Origin of the sequence: Novosphingobium sp., from assembly GCF_031424035.1 — a bacterium.
Lineage (GTDB): Bacteria > Pseudomonadota > Alphaproteobacteria > Sphingomonadales > Sphingomonadaceae > Novosphingobium.
Window position 1 is genome coordinate 22,183 of sequence record NZ_JANPGP010000048.1, and the last position, 12,851, is coordinate 35,033.

General features: G+C 63.7%; 13 protein-coding genes. 3 read left to right on the forward strand and 10 right to left on the reverse strand.

All coding sequences use genetic code 11. From position 1 onward, the window contains the following. Positions 1-6: 6 nt before the first annotated feature. Genes RMO89_RS07320 through RMO89_RS07330 form a run of 3 tightly spaced genes read left to right on the forward strand, consistent with a single transcriptional unit; the run spans position 7 to position 3,019 of the window. The gene (locus tag RMO89_RS07320) at positions 7-1,200 is read left to right on the forward strand and encodes an MFS transporter (RefSeq protein ID WP_310532186.1); all 1,194 of its coding nucleotides are present in this window, start codon (positions 7-9) and stop codon (positions 1,198-1,200) included. Further along, the gene (locus RMO89_RS07325; RefSeq protein ID WP_310532187.1) at positions 1,193-1,894 is read left to right on the forward strand and encodes an SDR family oxidoreductase; all 702 of its coding nucleotides are present in this window, start codon (positions 1,193-1,195) and stop codon (positions 1,892-1,894) included. Before RMO89_RS07320 ends, RMO89_RS07325 begins: the two co-directional genes overlap by 8 nt. Before the next feature lie 48 nt (positions 1,895-1,942). Next, the gene (locus RMO89_RS07330) at positions 1,943-3,019 is read left to right on the forward strand and encodes an alpha/beta hydrolase (RefSeq protein WP_310532188.1); all 1,077 of its coding nucleotides are present in this window, start codon (positions 1,943-1,945) and stop codon (positions 3,017-3,019) included. Between the two features lie 9 nt (positions 3,020-3,028). On the opposite strand, the gene RMO89_RS07335 is transcribed toward RMO89_RS07330, so the two are convergent. The 10 genes from RMO89_RS07335 to RMO89_RS07380 all read right to left on the reverse strand — a co-directional run bounded on the left by RMO89_RS07335 (position 3,029) and on the right by RMO89_RS07380 (position 12,712). Then, positions 3,029-3,829, reverse strand: a complete 801-nt coding sequence (locus RMO89_RS07335; protein WP_310532189.1) for a cyclase family protein — start codon at positions 3,827-3,829, stop codon at positions 3,029-3,031. Continuing rightward, positions 3,826-4,995 carry a prolyl oligopeptidase family serine peptidase gene (locus RMO89_RS07340; protein WP_310532190.1) on the reverse strand — a complete coding sequence of 390 codons (1,170 nt, stop codon included), beginning with the start codon at positions 4,993-4,995 and terminating at the stop codon, positions 3,826-3,828. Before RMO89_RS07340 ends, RMO89_RS07335 begins: the two co-directional genes overlap by 4 nt. A 3-nt stretch (positions 4,996-4,998) precedes the next feature. Then, positions 4,999-5,901, reverse strand: a complete 903-nt coding sequence (locus RMO89_RS07345; RefSeq protein WP_310532191.1) for a VOC family protein — start codon at positions 5,899-5,901, stop codon at positions 4,999-5,001. 227 nt (positions 5,902-6,128) lie between these two features. Continuing rightward, the gene (locus tag RMO89_RS07350) at positions 6,129-6,725 is read right to left on the reverse strand and encodes a hypothetical protein (protein WP_310532192.1); all 597 of its coding nucleotides are present in this window, start codon (positions 6,723-6,725) and stop codon (positions 6,129-6,131) included. Next, positions 6,722-7,924, reverse strand: coding sequence for a M48 family metalloprotease (locus RMO89_RS07355; protein WP_310532193.1), 1,203 nt, complete (start codon positions 7,922-7,924; stop codon positions 6,722-6,724). Before RMO89_RS07355 ends, RMO89_RS07350 begins: the two co-directional genes overlap by 4 nt. Positions 7,925-7,946: 22 nt before the next feature. Next, entirely contained in the window at positions 7,947-8,723 is a 777-nt protein-coding gene (locus RMO89_RS07360; protein WP_310532195.1) for a hypothetical protein, read from the reverse strand. Positions 8,724-8,801: 78 nt separating this feature from the next. Then, a complete protein-coding gene (gene gatB, locus RMO89_RS07365; RefSeq protein ID WP_310532197.1) occupies positions 8,802-10,295 on the reverse strand; it encodes an Asp-tRNA(Asn)/Glu-tRNA(Gln) amidotransferase subunit GatB in 1,494 nt (497 codons plus the stop codon). Between the two features lies 1 nt (position 10,296). Then, positions 10,297-11,781 (reverse strand): Asp-tRNA(Asn)/Glu-tRNA(Gln) amidotransferase subunit GatA, encoded by a 1,485-nt coding sequence (gene gatA / locus RMO89_RS07370; RefSeq protein WP_310532199.1) that lies wholly within the window; start codon positions 11,779-11,781, stop codon positions 10,297-10,299. A 1-nt stretch (position 11,782) separates the two neighbouring features. Beyond that, positions 11,783-12,085, reverse strand: a complete 303-nt coding sequence (gene gatC / locus RMO89_RS07375; RefSeq protein ID WP_310532201.1) for an Asp-tRNA(Asn)/Glu-tRNA(Gln) amidotransferase subunit GatC — start codon at positions 12,083-12,085, stop codon at positions 11,783-11,785. Positions 12,086-12,124: 39 nt separating this feature from the next. Next, the gene (locus RMO89_RS07380) at positions 12,125-12,712 is read right to left on the reverse strand and encodes an FKBP-type peptidyl-prolyl cis-trans isomerase (protein ID WP_310532203.1); all 588 of its coding nucleotides are present in this window, start codon (positions 12,710-12,712) and stop codon (positions 12,125-12,127) included. Positions 12,713-12,851 lie beyond the last annotated feature (139 nt).

Consider the following 12,851-nt stretch of genomic DNA (forward strand, 5'->3'; position numbering starts at 1 on the left):
GGACACATGGACAAGCACCGCGACCCCGGTTTCATGACCGGGCTATCCTTGTTGCTGCCGATCACGCTGTCGACCATGGCGATCGTCCTGCTCGCCCCGATCCTGCCGCAGATGCTGGCCGAATATTCGGCGATTCCAGGCTTCGATTACTGGGTGCCGATGATCCTTACCGTGCCGGCGCTCTGCGTTGCGCTGTTCTCGCCCGTGGCGGGGATTCTGGGGGACTGGTTCGGACGGCGGCGGCTGCTGTTGTGGTCGTTCATCGCCTATGCGCTCGTTGGCGTCGCCCCGGTGTTCCTCACCGACATCACGGCGATCCTGCTCAGCCGCATCGGCGTGGGGCTGGCCGAAGCGCTGATCATGGTCCTGACCACGACGATGATCGGCGACTATTTCGCCGGAGCGGCGCGCGACAAGTGGCTGGCCGGGCAAACCGCGGTCGCTTCGATGTCGGCGCTGGTTTTCTTCAACCTTGGCGGTCAGCTGGGCCAGTTCGGCTGGCGCACCCCGTTCTGGGTCTATTCCTCGGCGCTGCTGATGTTGGCGCTTGTGCTGGCCTACACCTGGGAGCCATCGGAGCGCGATGGTGGCGATGTGGCGGAAAAGGCACCGCACCACGCCAGCTGGGCCGGGTTTCCCACGGCCAAGATGCTTGGCATCGTCGCGGTCACCGTCTTCGGATCGGTGCTGTTCTATACCGTGCAGATCCAGTCGTCGGTCGGGCTGCACGAACTGGGCGTGACGGACCCGGCGCGCGCCGGCTTCCTCACCTCGATCGCCAGCATCGGTGTCGTGCTGGGCACCTGGATTTATTCGCGCGTCGGCCGCTGGCCGGTGTTCCGCCTGCTCGCCATCGAATTCGGTATGCTCGCGGTCGGCTTCCTGCTGATGTCGAGGGCCGGTGAGACAACCGGCTTCCTGATCGGCTGTTTCATCAACCAGCTTGGCGCGGGGATGCTGCTGCCCACGTTGCTGGTCTGGGCGATGAGCCTGCTGACCTTCGAGATGCGCGGACGCGGCGCGGGCATCTGGACGGGGGCGTTCACGCTCGGCCAGTTTATCAGCCCGATTGTCGTCACTCTTGCCGGTAAGCAGGTAGGCGGCCTGTTCCCGGCCTTTGGCGTGCTGTCCGCTGCCGCGCTGATCGGCGCGCTGCTCGCCGGGTTCGGCATGACGCGCAAGGCCCCTGTCCTTGCCTGACCGGCTTGCGGGCAAGGTGGCAGTCGTCACTGGCGCGGCAAGCGGTATCGGGCGCGGTTGCGCGGAGCTTTTTGCCGCCGAAGGCGCGACGGTGATCGGCATCGACCGGGCCGAATGCGACCTGCTTGACGAAGTTGCGGTGAACGCGCTGTTCGCGGCCATCGGGGCGAAATACGGCCACATCGACGTGCTGGTCAACGCCGCCGCATTTGCCGTGTTCGACTGGATCGAGGACCTGTCCTACGCCGACTGGAAGGCCACGCTGGCGGGCGAACTCGACATCGTCTTCCTCGCCGCCCGCGCGGCATGGCCTTTGCTCAGGGCGAGCGCCGGGGCAAGCGTGATCAACTTTGCCTCGGCCAATGCCGCCCATGCCCTCGAAGGCTCCCCCGCGCTGGCGCATTGTGCCGGCAAGGGCGGCGTGCTCGCCATGACGCGGCAATTGGCGATGGAAGGTGCTTCGCACGGTGTGCGCGCCAACAACATCTCCCCCGGCTTCATCCGCACTGCCGCGACGGCGCAGCACCTCGCCGCTGACCCGTCGTTCGAACACCGCGTGCTGGCCAAGAACATGCTCAAAATACTTGGCGAACCGCAGGACATCGCCTGGTGCGCAGTCTGGCTGGCGAGCGACGAGGCGCGTTATGTGACCGGGGCAAATATCGCTGTGGACGCGGGGGCCACGGCTTGGTAGCCATCTGGTAAGGCCAATCGGCATCTGTAGTTGTGAGGGGATAAAAGCATGACCGACTTCAATCGGCGCGAATTGTTGGCCGGCAGCGCCGCACTGGCCGGTTTGAGCTTAGCTCCCTCCATCGCCCAAGCGGCAACGTCCGCACCGCCCGCCGCGCTGGACATGCGCATGATCCATCCCGAACTGCGCGAAATCGCCAAGCGTATGGGAGCGATGTTCGGATCCATGCCCACCTGGACGCGCGAAAACCTGCCGCAATTGCGCAAACCCTTCCCCTTTGGCGACATGACTCCGTTGAAGTCCGTTCCATTCGAACGCAAGGTCGTCCCGGTCGGCAAACCGCATCCCGACGTTGCCATCTATGTCATCAACGCCAGGCCCGGCTCCCGCCGCCCGGCGATCCTGCACACGCATGGCGGCGGCTACATCATCGGATCAGCCGAATCCTCCGTGCGGCAAATGCAGGAGCTCGCGGTCAAGCTCGACTGCGTGATCGTCACCGTGGAATACCGGCTCGCGCCGGAAACCACCTATGCCGGGTCGATCGAGGACAATTACGCGGGGCTCAAATGGCTCCATGCCAATGCGGCATCCATCGGCGCGGATCCTGCCCGCATCGCCGTGTTGGGCGAAAGCGCGGGCGGCGGCCACGCAGCCATGCTGGCGCTGGTGGCGCGCGACCGGGGCGAAGTGCCGATCTGCTTCCAGTGCCTGATCTACCCGATGCTTGACGATCGCACCGGCACCACCCGCAAGGTCCAGCCCTGGGTTGGCCAACTGGTATGGACGCCGATGCAGAACCACTTTGGCTGGGAGGCTTTTCTCGGCGCGAAGCCCGGTGGTTCCAAGGTACCGAAATACGCGGTTCCAGCGCGCATGGCTGACCTGAAGGGCCTGCCGCCTGCCTTCATCGGCGTCGGCACGCTCGACCTGTTCTGCGATGAGGATATTGATTACGCGCAGCGGCTCAATAATGCCGGGGTTCCGGCAGAGCTGATCGTCGTGCCGGGTGCATTCCACGGCTTTGACGGAATTGCGATGATGGCCAAGGCGCCGCTCGGCACCTGGTTCGAAAACGTCAAACTGAACGCCCTGCGGCGGGGATTTGGCATCCCCGCCGGTTGACGGTTACTCTCAATCTTCGAAGATCGCCACGGCCCGCGTCCAGCCGGCCGAGGCCTTCTCGACCTTGGCCGGGAAGCACGAGATCATGAATCCGGTCGAGGGGATCGCCTCGAGGTTGTGCATCTTCTCGATGTGGCAATAGCCGATGTCGTGGCCAGCGCGGTGGCCTTCCCAGATCAGCTTGGGGTTGCCGGTCTTCTCGACTTCCGCCTTGGTGTGAACGAACGGTGCATCCCATGACCAGGCATCGGTACCCGTCACGCGCACGCCGCGTTCCAGAAGGTACATCGTACCTTCGTAACCGACGCCCGCACCGCGGCTGACATAGGCCGGATCGCGATTGGCCAGCGCCATGCCCGCCGCCGTGTTGACCACGACGATATCGAGTGGCTGCAGCTCATGCCCGATGCGCTTCAGCTCTTCCTCGATATCGGCAGCCGTAACGACATAGCCGTCAGCCTTTTCCCGGAAATCGAGCTTCACACCGCGGTTGAAGAACCATTCGAGCGGCATTTCGTCGATCGTCTGCGAAGGCCGCGCGCCGCCGGGCAGGCCGGAATCCTGCTGCGCGTGATAGTGCCACGGCGCATCGACGTGCGTGCCGCTGTGCGTGGTCAGCTTGACCCATTCCGACGCGCAGAACGGATCGCCGCCGATCATGTTGTCGATGTCGGCGCCGGGGAAGAACTTTTCCAGCTCGTGCCGGGTTTCATCGTGGGTTTCATAGGTGATTGTCGGCTTGAGGAACGGCGGATCACTGATCACGTCGTTGCTGAGCGTCATCGACAGGTCGACATAGCGGCGGGTCATGCGGTTTTTCCTCCAAGCGTCTCGGCGAACCAATCGGCGATGTAATCGATGGCAAAGGCGTGGTTGTCGGCACCCACGTGCTCGACCCCGCCTTCACGCGGTGTGAACCATTTCAGTTCGCGGCGCGGCGAATTGACCAGTTGGTCATAGGTCTGGTTGGCGTAGTCGGGTGAAATCTGGCGATCATTGACCCCGTGCGTGACGAGGAACGGCACCTTGATGCGGTCCATGTGGCCATTGAGGTTCATGTCCTTCGACTTCTCGAGGAAGTCTTCCATGTTGGTCGCGCCGAACACCCAGAACACGTGGCCCCAGTAATGCGGCACGGGGTTCTCACCCTCGCGCTGCATGCGCTTGTACTGGACTTCGTGCCAGTTGTGGTTTGCGCCCCAGGCCGCGCCGCTCTTGAAACGCGGTTCATACGCAACTGCACGAGGAGCGAAGTGCCCGCCAAGCGAGATGCCGGTCATGCCGATCGCATCCTTGTTCACGTCAGCGCGCGTCTCAAGGTAGTCGACATAGGCCGAGGCCCAGCGCTCCGAATAGGGCGTGGCCGGCAGATCCTGCAGCCGCAGCGCCTCGCCGGTGCCGGGCTGGTCGACGCAGAGCGTGTGGATGCCGCGCTTGGCCAGCGCATAGGGGATGCCCCCCATCCACAGCATTTCCTTCATCGAATCGAGGCCGTTGCAATAGACCACGACCGGCGCGGGGCCTTCCACCGGGGCCTTGTGGAACAGGCCGGTGATTTCGGCTGGTCCATTTGGGCCTTCATAGGGAATGCTGATGCGCTCGACCGGATCGCCGGCAAGTTCGGTGCCCTTGAGGAAGTTCTTGATCGCCTTGTCATAAGTCTCGGCGCGGCCGGGCGAACCGTGGGCCTGCATCCGCTCGCCCGTCTGGTAATAGATCGCCGAGCGCTTGAGCTTGTTGCCGGCAGAGAACATGCGGCCAGCCGCGATGTCTTCCTGGGCGAGGCCGGTCAGCTTGTCGGCCATCTTGACCCATTCGGCCATGAAGTCCTGCGTATTGGCGTCCGCGCCGGCCTGAGCCTTGGCCTTCAGCGGCTCGATGATGTCGATGATTTCACCGATGCGGCCGCCATTTTCCATGGCGATCGAAACCGAGAGATTCCAGATGTAATTCGGGAACGGTTCAAACAGCGCCATCGATCAGGCCTCCACAGCTTCGAACAGGCCCGGATTGGGCGCCGGATGCGGCAAGGTCTGCGGACCACCAGTGCCGATGCCCCACTGGTCCATTACCAGCGGCGCGGGCGTGTAGGTGGTCGGCTGGTGCGATTCGAAATCGACCTCCTCCAGTTCCGAGGTGAATTCGGTGGTGAAGCCACAAGGCGTGACGAAATAGGAGAAGGTGTTGTTGCCTGCCGTGTGCCGCCCCGGACCCCAGCCGATGTCATTGCCCGCCTGCTTCATGCGGTGGATGCCGCGCATCATGCCGTCAACGCCGGTCATGTCGTAGGCGACATGGTTGAGGCACGGCGGCCCGGGCAGGATGGCGATGCGGTGGTGCGCCGAATTGCAGCGCAGGAAGCCCATGAAATCGCCGAGCCAGTCGGACACCTTCATGCCCAGTACGTCGGTGAACCATGCCATCAGGCCGTGATGATCGGGTGAGTGGAAGACGATGTGGCTGATCTTCACCGGCACACCGTCCCAGCGGGCAACATCGGCGACTTCGCCGCGCGCGACATCGCTCGAAATCTCGAACATCATGCCGTCGGGATTGAAGAAGCGGAAGCCATAGCCGCCGCCCGGCGTCGTCAGGTCACGCGGCGCGTGAACGATCTTGCAGCCAGAAGCGGCGACCTTGTCAGCCAGCGCATCGACATCGGCGCGGCTATCCGCAGCACAGGCGATCACATCGACGCGGTTCGTGTCACCGCTGCGCAGACGGACGACATGATGCTCGTCGTGCCCGCGCGCCTTGAACCAGGCCATTCCATCGTCGGACGGCACGGGATCAAGGCCCCAGTTTTCGGTGTAGTATGCCTTTTCCGCCTCAAGGTCGGTAACGGCATATCCGACATAGCGGATTTCGCTGATGCGGCTCATAGGTCTCCCTCTCAATTCATCTGGACAGCCGCCGCCGCCCAGCCGCCTCTGCGCTGGGAGTTCGATCGACGGCCCCTTGTGATCAACCCTAGCAGATCGGCAAAACGCTGCTGACGATTTATTGGCATGGTTCCAATCGACGTGGTCGATAGCTGCGACAAAGCCGGCACAACTGCAAAGGGGCGGCCGTTGCCAGCCGCCCCTGAATTTTGCGACGGATACGAAAATCAGTGCTTCGCGCTGGCCATGATCGCTTCGGCGCGGGCGCGGTCGCGGTCGTAGAAATGGATGGCCGGAGCGGTGAAGCTGATCAGGTAAAGCTGGCCCTTGAGCAGCGAGGCCTGGGCCACGCCCTTGTACTTCATCGGGTTGCCCTGCACCGCATATTCGTAAGTGAAGCGCACGCCGTCCACGCCGGCGAACTTGATCGGTTCGGTGCCGCTCAGCTGGAACAGCGAAGTGTTCAGGGCCACGCGCTGCGAGCTTTCGAAGAAATCGGGAATATCAGTCAGCTGCATCGCCTTGCCCAGCTTGGGCAGCGGCTTGTTCTTCTTGTCGAGCTCACGGTACAGCGGCTCGCCGGCGATCAGCCCGGTTACGAAATAGAGCTCGTTGAGACCGACTCCGTCGAGTGTCCACAGCTCACTTTTCTTGATCGGACGATATGTGTTGCGGTTCCACTCCTCGCCCGCCGTCACGCTGAGTGACGTTTTGCCGATTGTCGTCGGCTTGGCCGGGCTGACCAGCTTCCATCCGGCCAGCGCCTGTCCGGCAGGCACGGTAACCAGCGCCAATGCCAGTGCAATCCCCGTGATTTTCTTCATGAACTTCCTCCCGCCATCATGGCAATCATCGCCTTGTCAGACGCCCCCGGCGCCCGCTTGAGATATTCGTTGAGGTCGGCCTTGCCTTCCTCGGCCTTGCCGAGCTTGAGCAGAGCCAGCCCGCGCCCGCGCCACAATTCGGGCAGGGTTCCGCCAGCACCGATCGCCTCGCTGTAATAGCCTGCCGCCTTGCCGAGATCGCCGTCCCCGGCGCGGCGGCGGTAAAGCTCGCCACGGGCGTAGAGCAGCCGGTCCGACCAGCCGGCCTTTGCCATCGAAGTGATCAGATATTCGGCGCTGCCAAAATCGTTGTTCTTGATCTGGTCATCGACAAAGGCCGGCCAGTCCTTCGCCATGGCTGCCGCATAGGATGCGGCGCCGCTGCCCGCCGGGTCGCCGGGTTGTTCAGCCGCCGCCGCCGCCAGATATGCTACGCGCTCTGCCGTGGGCGGGTGCGAGGCGAACATGCCGCCGGACTTGTCCTTCTTTGACTTGATCTGCCGGTTCGCCGCCGTGGCGTCCATTTCCTCGCGCAGCTGCTGCCAGACCTTGGACGCCTCCCGCGTGTCGTATCCCGCCTTGGCCATCAGCGCGAGCCCACCCATGTCCGCCTCGCGCTCCATTTCGCGGCTGAACTTGAACATGTCCGCCAGCAGCCCAAAGCTGGCGATCAGGCCGATCCCGGTGAAGGCCAGCCATGCCGCCGAGGCCGACTTCGACTTGATTTCGCGGAACAGCCTGAGCGAGTGGCGGTTCTCGTAATGGGTATATTCGTGGCCCAGCACGGCCGCGAGCTGCGATTCGTTCTGGGTGCGCAGCAGCAATCCGGACCACACCTGCATGACTCCGTTGGGGGCCATCGTCGCGTTGAAATCGGGGGTGCGGACCAGATAGAGGCGCACCTGCGCGCACTTGCCGGCGCCCACCGTCCGGCACAGCACAGAGCGGACATAGGCGTTAAGCTCGGGATCGCGGATGACCAGCGGCGAGCGTTTCAGCTCGCGCTCGGCATCGTCCATCTGCATCCACAGGCCGCGCTCCATCTTGTCCTGCGGGACATAGGCAGGTTCTACCCCCGCAATTGCCGGAGCAACCTGTGGCTCAGATGCATGCACGGCAGGCGCGCTGACCTGCGCCGCCACTGGTTGAACCAGCAGCGCAGCGGACACCAGTCCGGCAACAAGGCGCCTGATCAGCACGGCTGCGACCCGTCAGGCGCGGTTACTTGGCCACGCCTTCCAGCGCGAGCGCGCTCCGCTTGGGGAAGCCGGTCATCAGCTGCGACACGCGCTTGGTCGCGCCCTCGGCATCACGCGGATCGCCGCCCATGGCGATATCGGCGTTGAGCCAGACGAGATCGCCGGTCTTCAGATCGACGAGGCCTGCGTAACCAATGTGGACGCCCGCCGGAACGTAAGCGCCGAACAGCCCCGCCATCAGCAACTGCGCGACCTTGCGGCCGGCATCGCCATAGGAATCCTTGGTATAGACGAACATCGCATAATCCGCGCCGGTCGCTTCGCGCAGCTTTGCCGCCTCGGGCCCGAGCGACCAGTCCATGCGGTACTTCTTCTTGGCCTTGGGATCGGCCTGCTTGACCAGCTTGGTCGGGAGCTTGTCAAAGAAGATGCCGTGCATCATCGCCGTGTTCGAAACGACCTGAAACAGCCCGCGGTAATCATCGAGCAGCTTGGTGTTTTCGCCTTCGGGATCGCCAAGATACTCGAGCTTCGCCTCGCGCGCTTCGGCGGCGGTTTCGAAAGCCTTCTTCATGTTGGTGCGGGCCGCGTCCGTCCAGTCGGCGTTGGGTTCATCAAGCCCGCCAACCCGAAGGCTGCCAACTGCCACGTCGGGACGGAAGACGACAATTTTTACATCCCCCTCTTTCGGGAAGGAGAATCCATCGCGCACGATGTTTCCGGCGAGTGCTGGCTGCGCGACAGCAAGCAGGCAAGCACCGGCGAAAGCCGCGGCGGCGCGCAAATTTCCGAATTTCATGGCAAGTTCCCCCAAGTCCTCCGCGCATCAGCCTAATCAATCAGCAAGGCTGCGCAAGTGGGGGCTTGTAAAAACTCTTCAGTTCAGCGCTTTCTTCAGCAGGTCATTGACCACGCCGGGGTTGGCCTTGCCCTGCATCGCCTTCATCGTCTGGCCGACGAAGAAGCCGAACAGCGCTTCCTTGCCGCCCTTGTACTGCTCGACCTTGTCGGCATTGTCGGCGAGGACCTTGGCCACCACCGCTTCGATCGCGCCGGTGTCGGAGGTCTGCTTGAGCCCTTCGCGCTCGACGATCACGCCCGCGCTGTCACCGGTTTCGAACATCTTTTCGAGCTCCTGCTTGGCGATCGTGCCCGAGATTGTGCCATCGGTGATAAGGGCGAGCAGGCCGGCGGCGGCTTCGTGGCCGACCGGGCTGTCCTCAAGGCTCTTGCCCAGCTTGTTGAGCGCGCCGAAGAATTCCGAGATCAGCCAGTTGGCCGCCTGCTTGGCCACGTCAGCCTCGCCCTTGCCGGATGCCTTGGCGGCCTCAGTGAGCAGCGCCTCGAACCAGCGCGCGGTTTCGACGTCGTTGGTGAGCACGTTGGCGTTGTAGGGCGTAAGGCCCAGCGCGTTTTCATAGCGGTGACGCTTGGCGTCGGGCAGTTCGGGAAGCGACGCGCGGCATTCCTCGAGGAAGCTGTCTTCCAGTTCGAGCGGCAACAGGTCCGGATCGGGGAAGTAACGGTAATCGTGCGCGTCTTCCTTCGAGCGCATCGAACGGGTTTCGTTCTTGTCCGGATCGTAGAGCCGCGTTTCCTGCACGATCTTGCCGCCGCCCTCGATCACGTCGACCTGGCGGTTGGCCTCGCTCTCAACCACGGCCATGACGAAGCGCACCGAATTGACGTTCTTCGTCTCGGTCCGCGTGCCGAATTCCTCACCCGGGCGGCGCACGGAGACGTTGACGTCGGCGCGCATCGAGCCCTGATCCATGTTGCCATCGCATGATCCGACATAGCGCAGGATCGAGCGCAGCTTTGCCAGGTAAGCCCCTGCTTCGGCAGGCGAACGCATGTCCGGCCGGCTGACGATTTCCATCAGCGCCACGCCCGACCGGTTGAGATCGACGTAGGACATGGTCGGGTGCTGATCGTGCATCAGCTTGCCGGCGTCCTGCTCGACATGGATGCGCTCGACGCCGATGACCTTCACGTCTTCGGGGTTCTTGGGATCGAGCGCGATCTCGACCTGACCCTCGCCGACGATGGGGTGATAGAGCTGGCTGATCTGGTAGCCCTGCGGAAGATCGGCATAGAAGTAGTTCTTGCGGTCAAACCGCGACCACTTGTTGATCTGCGCGCCGATCGCCATGCCGGTGCGCACCGCCTGGCGAATGCACTCGCGGTTCGGCACGGGCAGCATGCCGGGCATGGCCGCATCGACAAGGGAGACCTGGCTGTTCGGCTCGGACCCGAATGCGGTTGCCGCGCCCGAAAACAGCTTCGAATTCGACGTGACCTGCGCGTGGACTTCAAGGCCGATCACGACCTCCCATTCGCCGGTTGCGCCCTGGATGCGATAGTTGCTCATCTTACCACCACTTCTCCGGCTTGGCCGAGAACTGCGCCCTCTGCTCAATCGCCAGACCGGCGTTCAGCACGCCCTGCTCGTCGAACGCCTTGCCGACGATCTGCAGGCCAAGTGGCAGGCCTTCGCGGTTCAGGCCGGCGGGGACGCTCATTGCCGGCAGGCCGGCCAGCGATGCCGGCACGGCGAACACGTCATTGAGATACATCGACAGCGGATCGCTCGTCTTTTCGCCAAGGCCGAAGGCGGCAGTCGGCGCGGTGGGGGCGAGGATCACATCGACCTGCTTGAACGCCTCGGCAAAGTCGCGGCTGATCAGCGTGCGGACCTTCTGCGCCTGCGTGTAGTAAGCATCGTAGAAACCGGCCGAGAGCACATAGGTGCCGATCAGGATGCGGCGCTTGACCTCGGGGCCGAAACCGGCGGCGCGAGTGGCGGCGTACATGTCCTGCAGGCCGGCGCCCTCGGGCAGGTCGCGCAGGCCATATCGCACGCCGTCATAGCGCGCGAGGTTTGACGAGGCTTCTGCCGGGGCGACGATGTAATAGGCCGGCAGCGCATATTTGGTGTGCGGCAGGCTGATCTCGACGATCTCCGCGCCCGCATCCTTGAGCCAGGCAATGCCCTGCTCCCATGATGCGAGGACGTCGGCGTCCATGCCGTCCATGCGGTATTCGCGGGGGATGCCCACCTTCTTGCCGCGCATGTCGCCCGAAAGGCCCGCTTCCCATTCGGGGACCGGCATGTTCAGGCTGGTCGAATCCTTCGGATCGAACCCGGCCATCGCCTCCAGCATGATCGCGCAGTCGCGCACGTCGCGCGCCATCGGGCCGGCCTGATCGAGCGAGCTTGCAAAGGCGACGATGCCCCAGCGCGAGCAGCGACCATAGGTCGGCTTGATGCCCGAAATGCCGGTGAAAGCGGCGGGCTGGCGGATCGAACCGCCGGTGTCCGTCCCTGTCGCTGCCGGGCACAGCCGCGCGGACACAGCGGAGGACGAACCGCCTGAGGAGCCACCCGGAGCCATCGCCGCGTTGCCGCCATCATTACGCTTCCACGGGCTGATGACATTGCCGAAATAGCTCGTCTCGTTCGACGAACCCATGGCGAACTGGTCCAGGTTGAGCTTGCCGAGCATGCCCGCGCCGGCATCCCATAGCTTCTGGCTGACCGAGCTTTCATACTCGGGCGTGAAGCCTTCGAGCATGTGGCTGGCCGCAGTGGTCTGCACGCCCTTGGTGGCGAACAGGTCCTTCATGCCGATCGGCACGCCGCCCATCTTGCCCAGCGCCTGTCCGGCAGCGCGGCGCGCGTCGGTCGCCTTGGCGGCCTCAATGGCCTTTTCCGGTGTCGTGACGATGAACGCATTGAGCGCGCCGGCTGCGGCGACATTGGCGTTGAACGCCTCGGCCACTTCGACGGCGGAAAAGTCGCCGGATGCGACGCCGTCACGGATGGCGGCAACGCCGAGATCGGTAAGGTCAGTCATCTTATTCAATCACCTTGGGCACGCCAAAGAAGCCGTGTTCCGGCGCCGGGGCATTGGCCAGCACGGCATCGCGCACGCCGCCGCCGGTGAGCGGATCGGCGCCGACCACGTCGTCGCGCAGGCGCTGGTGGTTTTCGATCACGGCGGTCATCGGCTCAACGCCGGTGACGTCGACTTCGCCAAGCTGTTCGACCCAGGCGAGGATGCCGTTGAGTTCGGGCACCATGGCCGCGATTTCGGCCTCGGAAACCTTGATGCGGGCCAGCGCGGCGATCTTGGCCACGGTGGCGGTATCGACCGACATGATCGGACCCCTTTAGCTGAAAATTACTACGCGTGGAAATTACTGCTGCGGTTCGGAACCGGGTGCGCCCGGCGGCAGCGGTGCGCGCTGACCCCGACCACCCGGAGCGCCGCCCGGAGCGCCCTGCTGGGCGCGCTGCTGCTGCATTTGCTGCATCATCGCCTGCTGCATCTGGAATTGCTGGAAATCCATGAAGCCGAGCAGTTCGATATCGAAATAGAGATCGCTGTTCGCCGGGATCGGACCGTTGTCCTTGTCACCATAACCCGAAGCAGCGGGGATCATGACCTTGTACTTGCCGCCCTTCTGCATTGAAGACAGCGCCTTGGTAAAGCCCGGGATCACGCCTTGCAGCGGCATCGGCACCTGCTTGTTCTCGTCGAACACGGTGCCGTCCTTGAGCGTACCCTTGTAGTTGACCAGCGCCACGTCGCTGAGTTTGGGCGAATCGCCTTCACCCGCCTTGAGCGTGATCACCTGCACGCCGCCATCCAGCGTACCGTAACCGCGCGTCGTGCCCCAGGCGAGCCCGGCGCCGGCCAGAACCAGCGCCAGTGCGCCAAGCCAGATCTTGGTCACCGAGCCCTTGGCGACGGGCTGGAGCGGAACGCGGGTAATCTCGGTCATGGGCAGATCCTGTGTGCAAGATGCAAAAAGGGCGCGGTATTGCTCCGCGCCCCTTTGGCCCAACGCAATGTTGGGAGCAAGCCTTTGAGGCTTACTTTACGCCGTCGCGTTCCAGACGCTTGCGCTCCATCTTGCGAGC

Excerpts from the sequence above, each read along its gene's own strand:
- gatB (WP_310532197.1), bottom strand. The coding sequence starts at position 10,295 with ATGAGCAACTATCGCATCCAGGGCGCAACCGGCGAATGGGAGGTCGTG.
- RMO89_RS07380 (WP_310532203.1), bottom strand. The coding sequence starts at position 12,712 with ATGACCGAGATTACCCGCGTTCCGCTCCAGCCCGTCGCCAAGGGCTCG.
- gatC (WP_310532201.1), bottom strand. The coding sequence starts at position 12,085 with ATGTCGGTCGATACCGCCACCGTGGCCAAGATCGCCGCGCTGGCCCGC.
- RMO89_RS07330 (WP_310532188.1), top strand. The coding sequence starts at position 1,943 with ATGACCGACTTCAATCGGCGCGAATTGTTGGCCGGCAGCGCCGCACTG.
- RMO89_RS07340 (WP_310532190.1), bottom strand. The coding sequence starts at position 4,995 with ATGGCGCTGTTTGAACCGTTCCCGAATTACATCTGGAATCTCTCGGTT.
- RMO89_RS07335 (WP_310532189.1), bottom strand. The coding sequence starts at position 3,829 with ATGACCCGCCGCTATGTCGACCTGTCGATGACGCTCAGCAACGACGTG.
- RMO89_RS07350 (WP_310532192.1), bottom strand. The coding sequence starts at position 6,725 with ATGAAGAAAATCACGGGGATTGCACTGGCATTGGCGCTGGTTACCGTG.
- RMO89_RS07320 (WP_310532186.1), top strand. The coding sequence starts at position 7 with ATGGACAAGCACCGCGACCCCGGTTTCATGACCGGGCTATCCTTGTTG.
- RMO89_RS07360 (WP_310532195.1), bottom strand. The coding sequence starts at position 8,723 with ATGAAATTCGGAAATTTGCGCGCCGCCGCGGCTTTCGCCGGTGCTTGC.
- RMO89_RS07345 (WP_310532191.1), bottom strand. The coding sequence starts at position 5,901 with ATGAGCCGCATCAGCGAAATCCGCTATGTCGGATATGCCGTTACCGAC.
- gatA (WP_310532199.1), bottom strand. The coding sequence starts at position 11,781 with ATGACTGACCTTACCGATCTCGGCGTTGCCGCCATCCGTGACGGCGTC.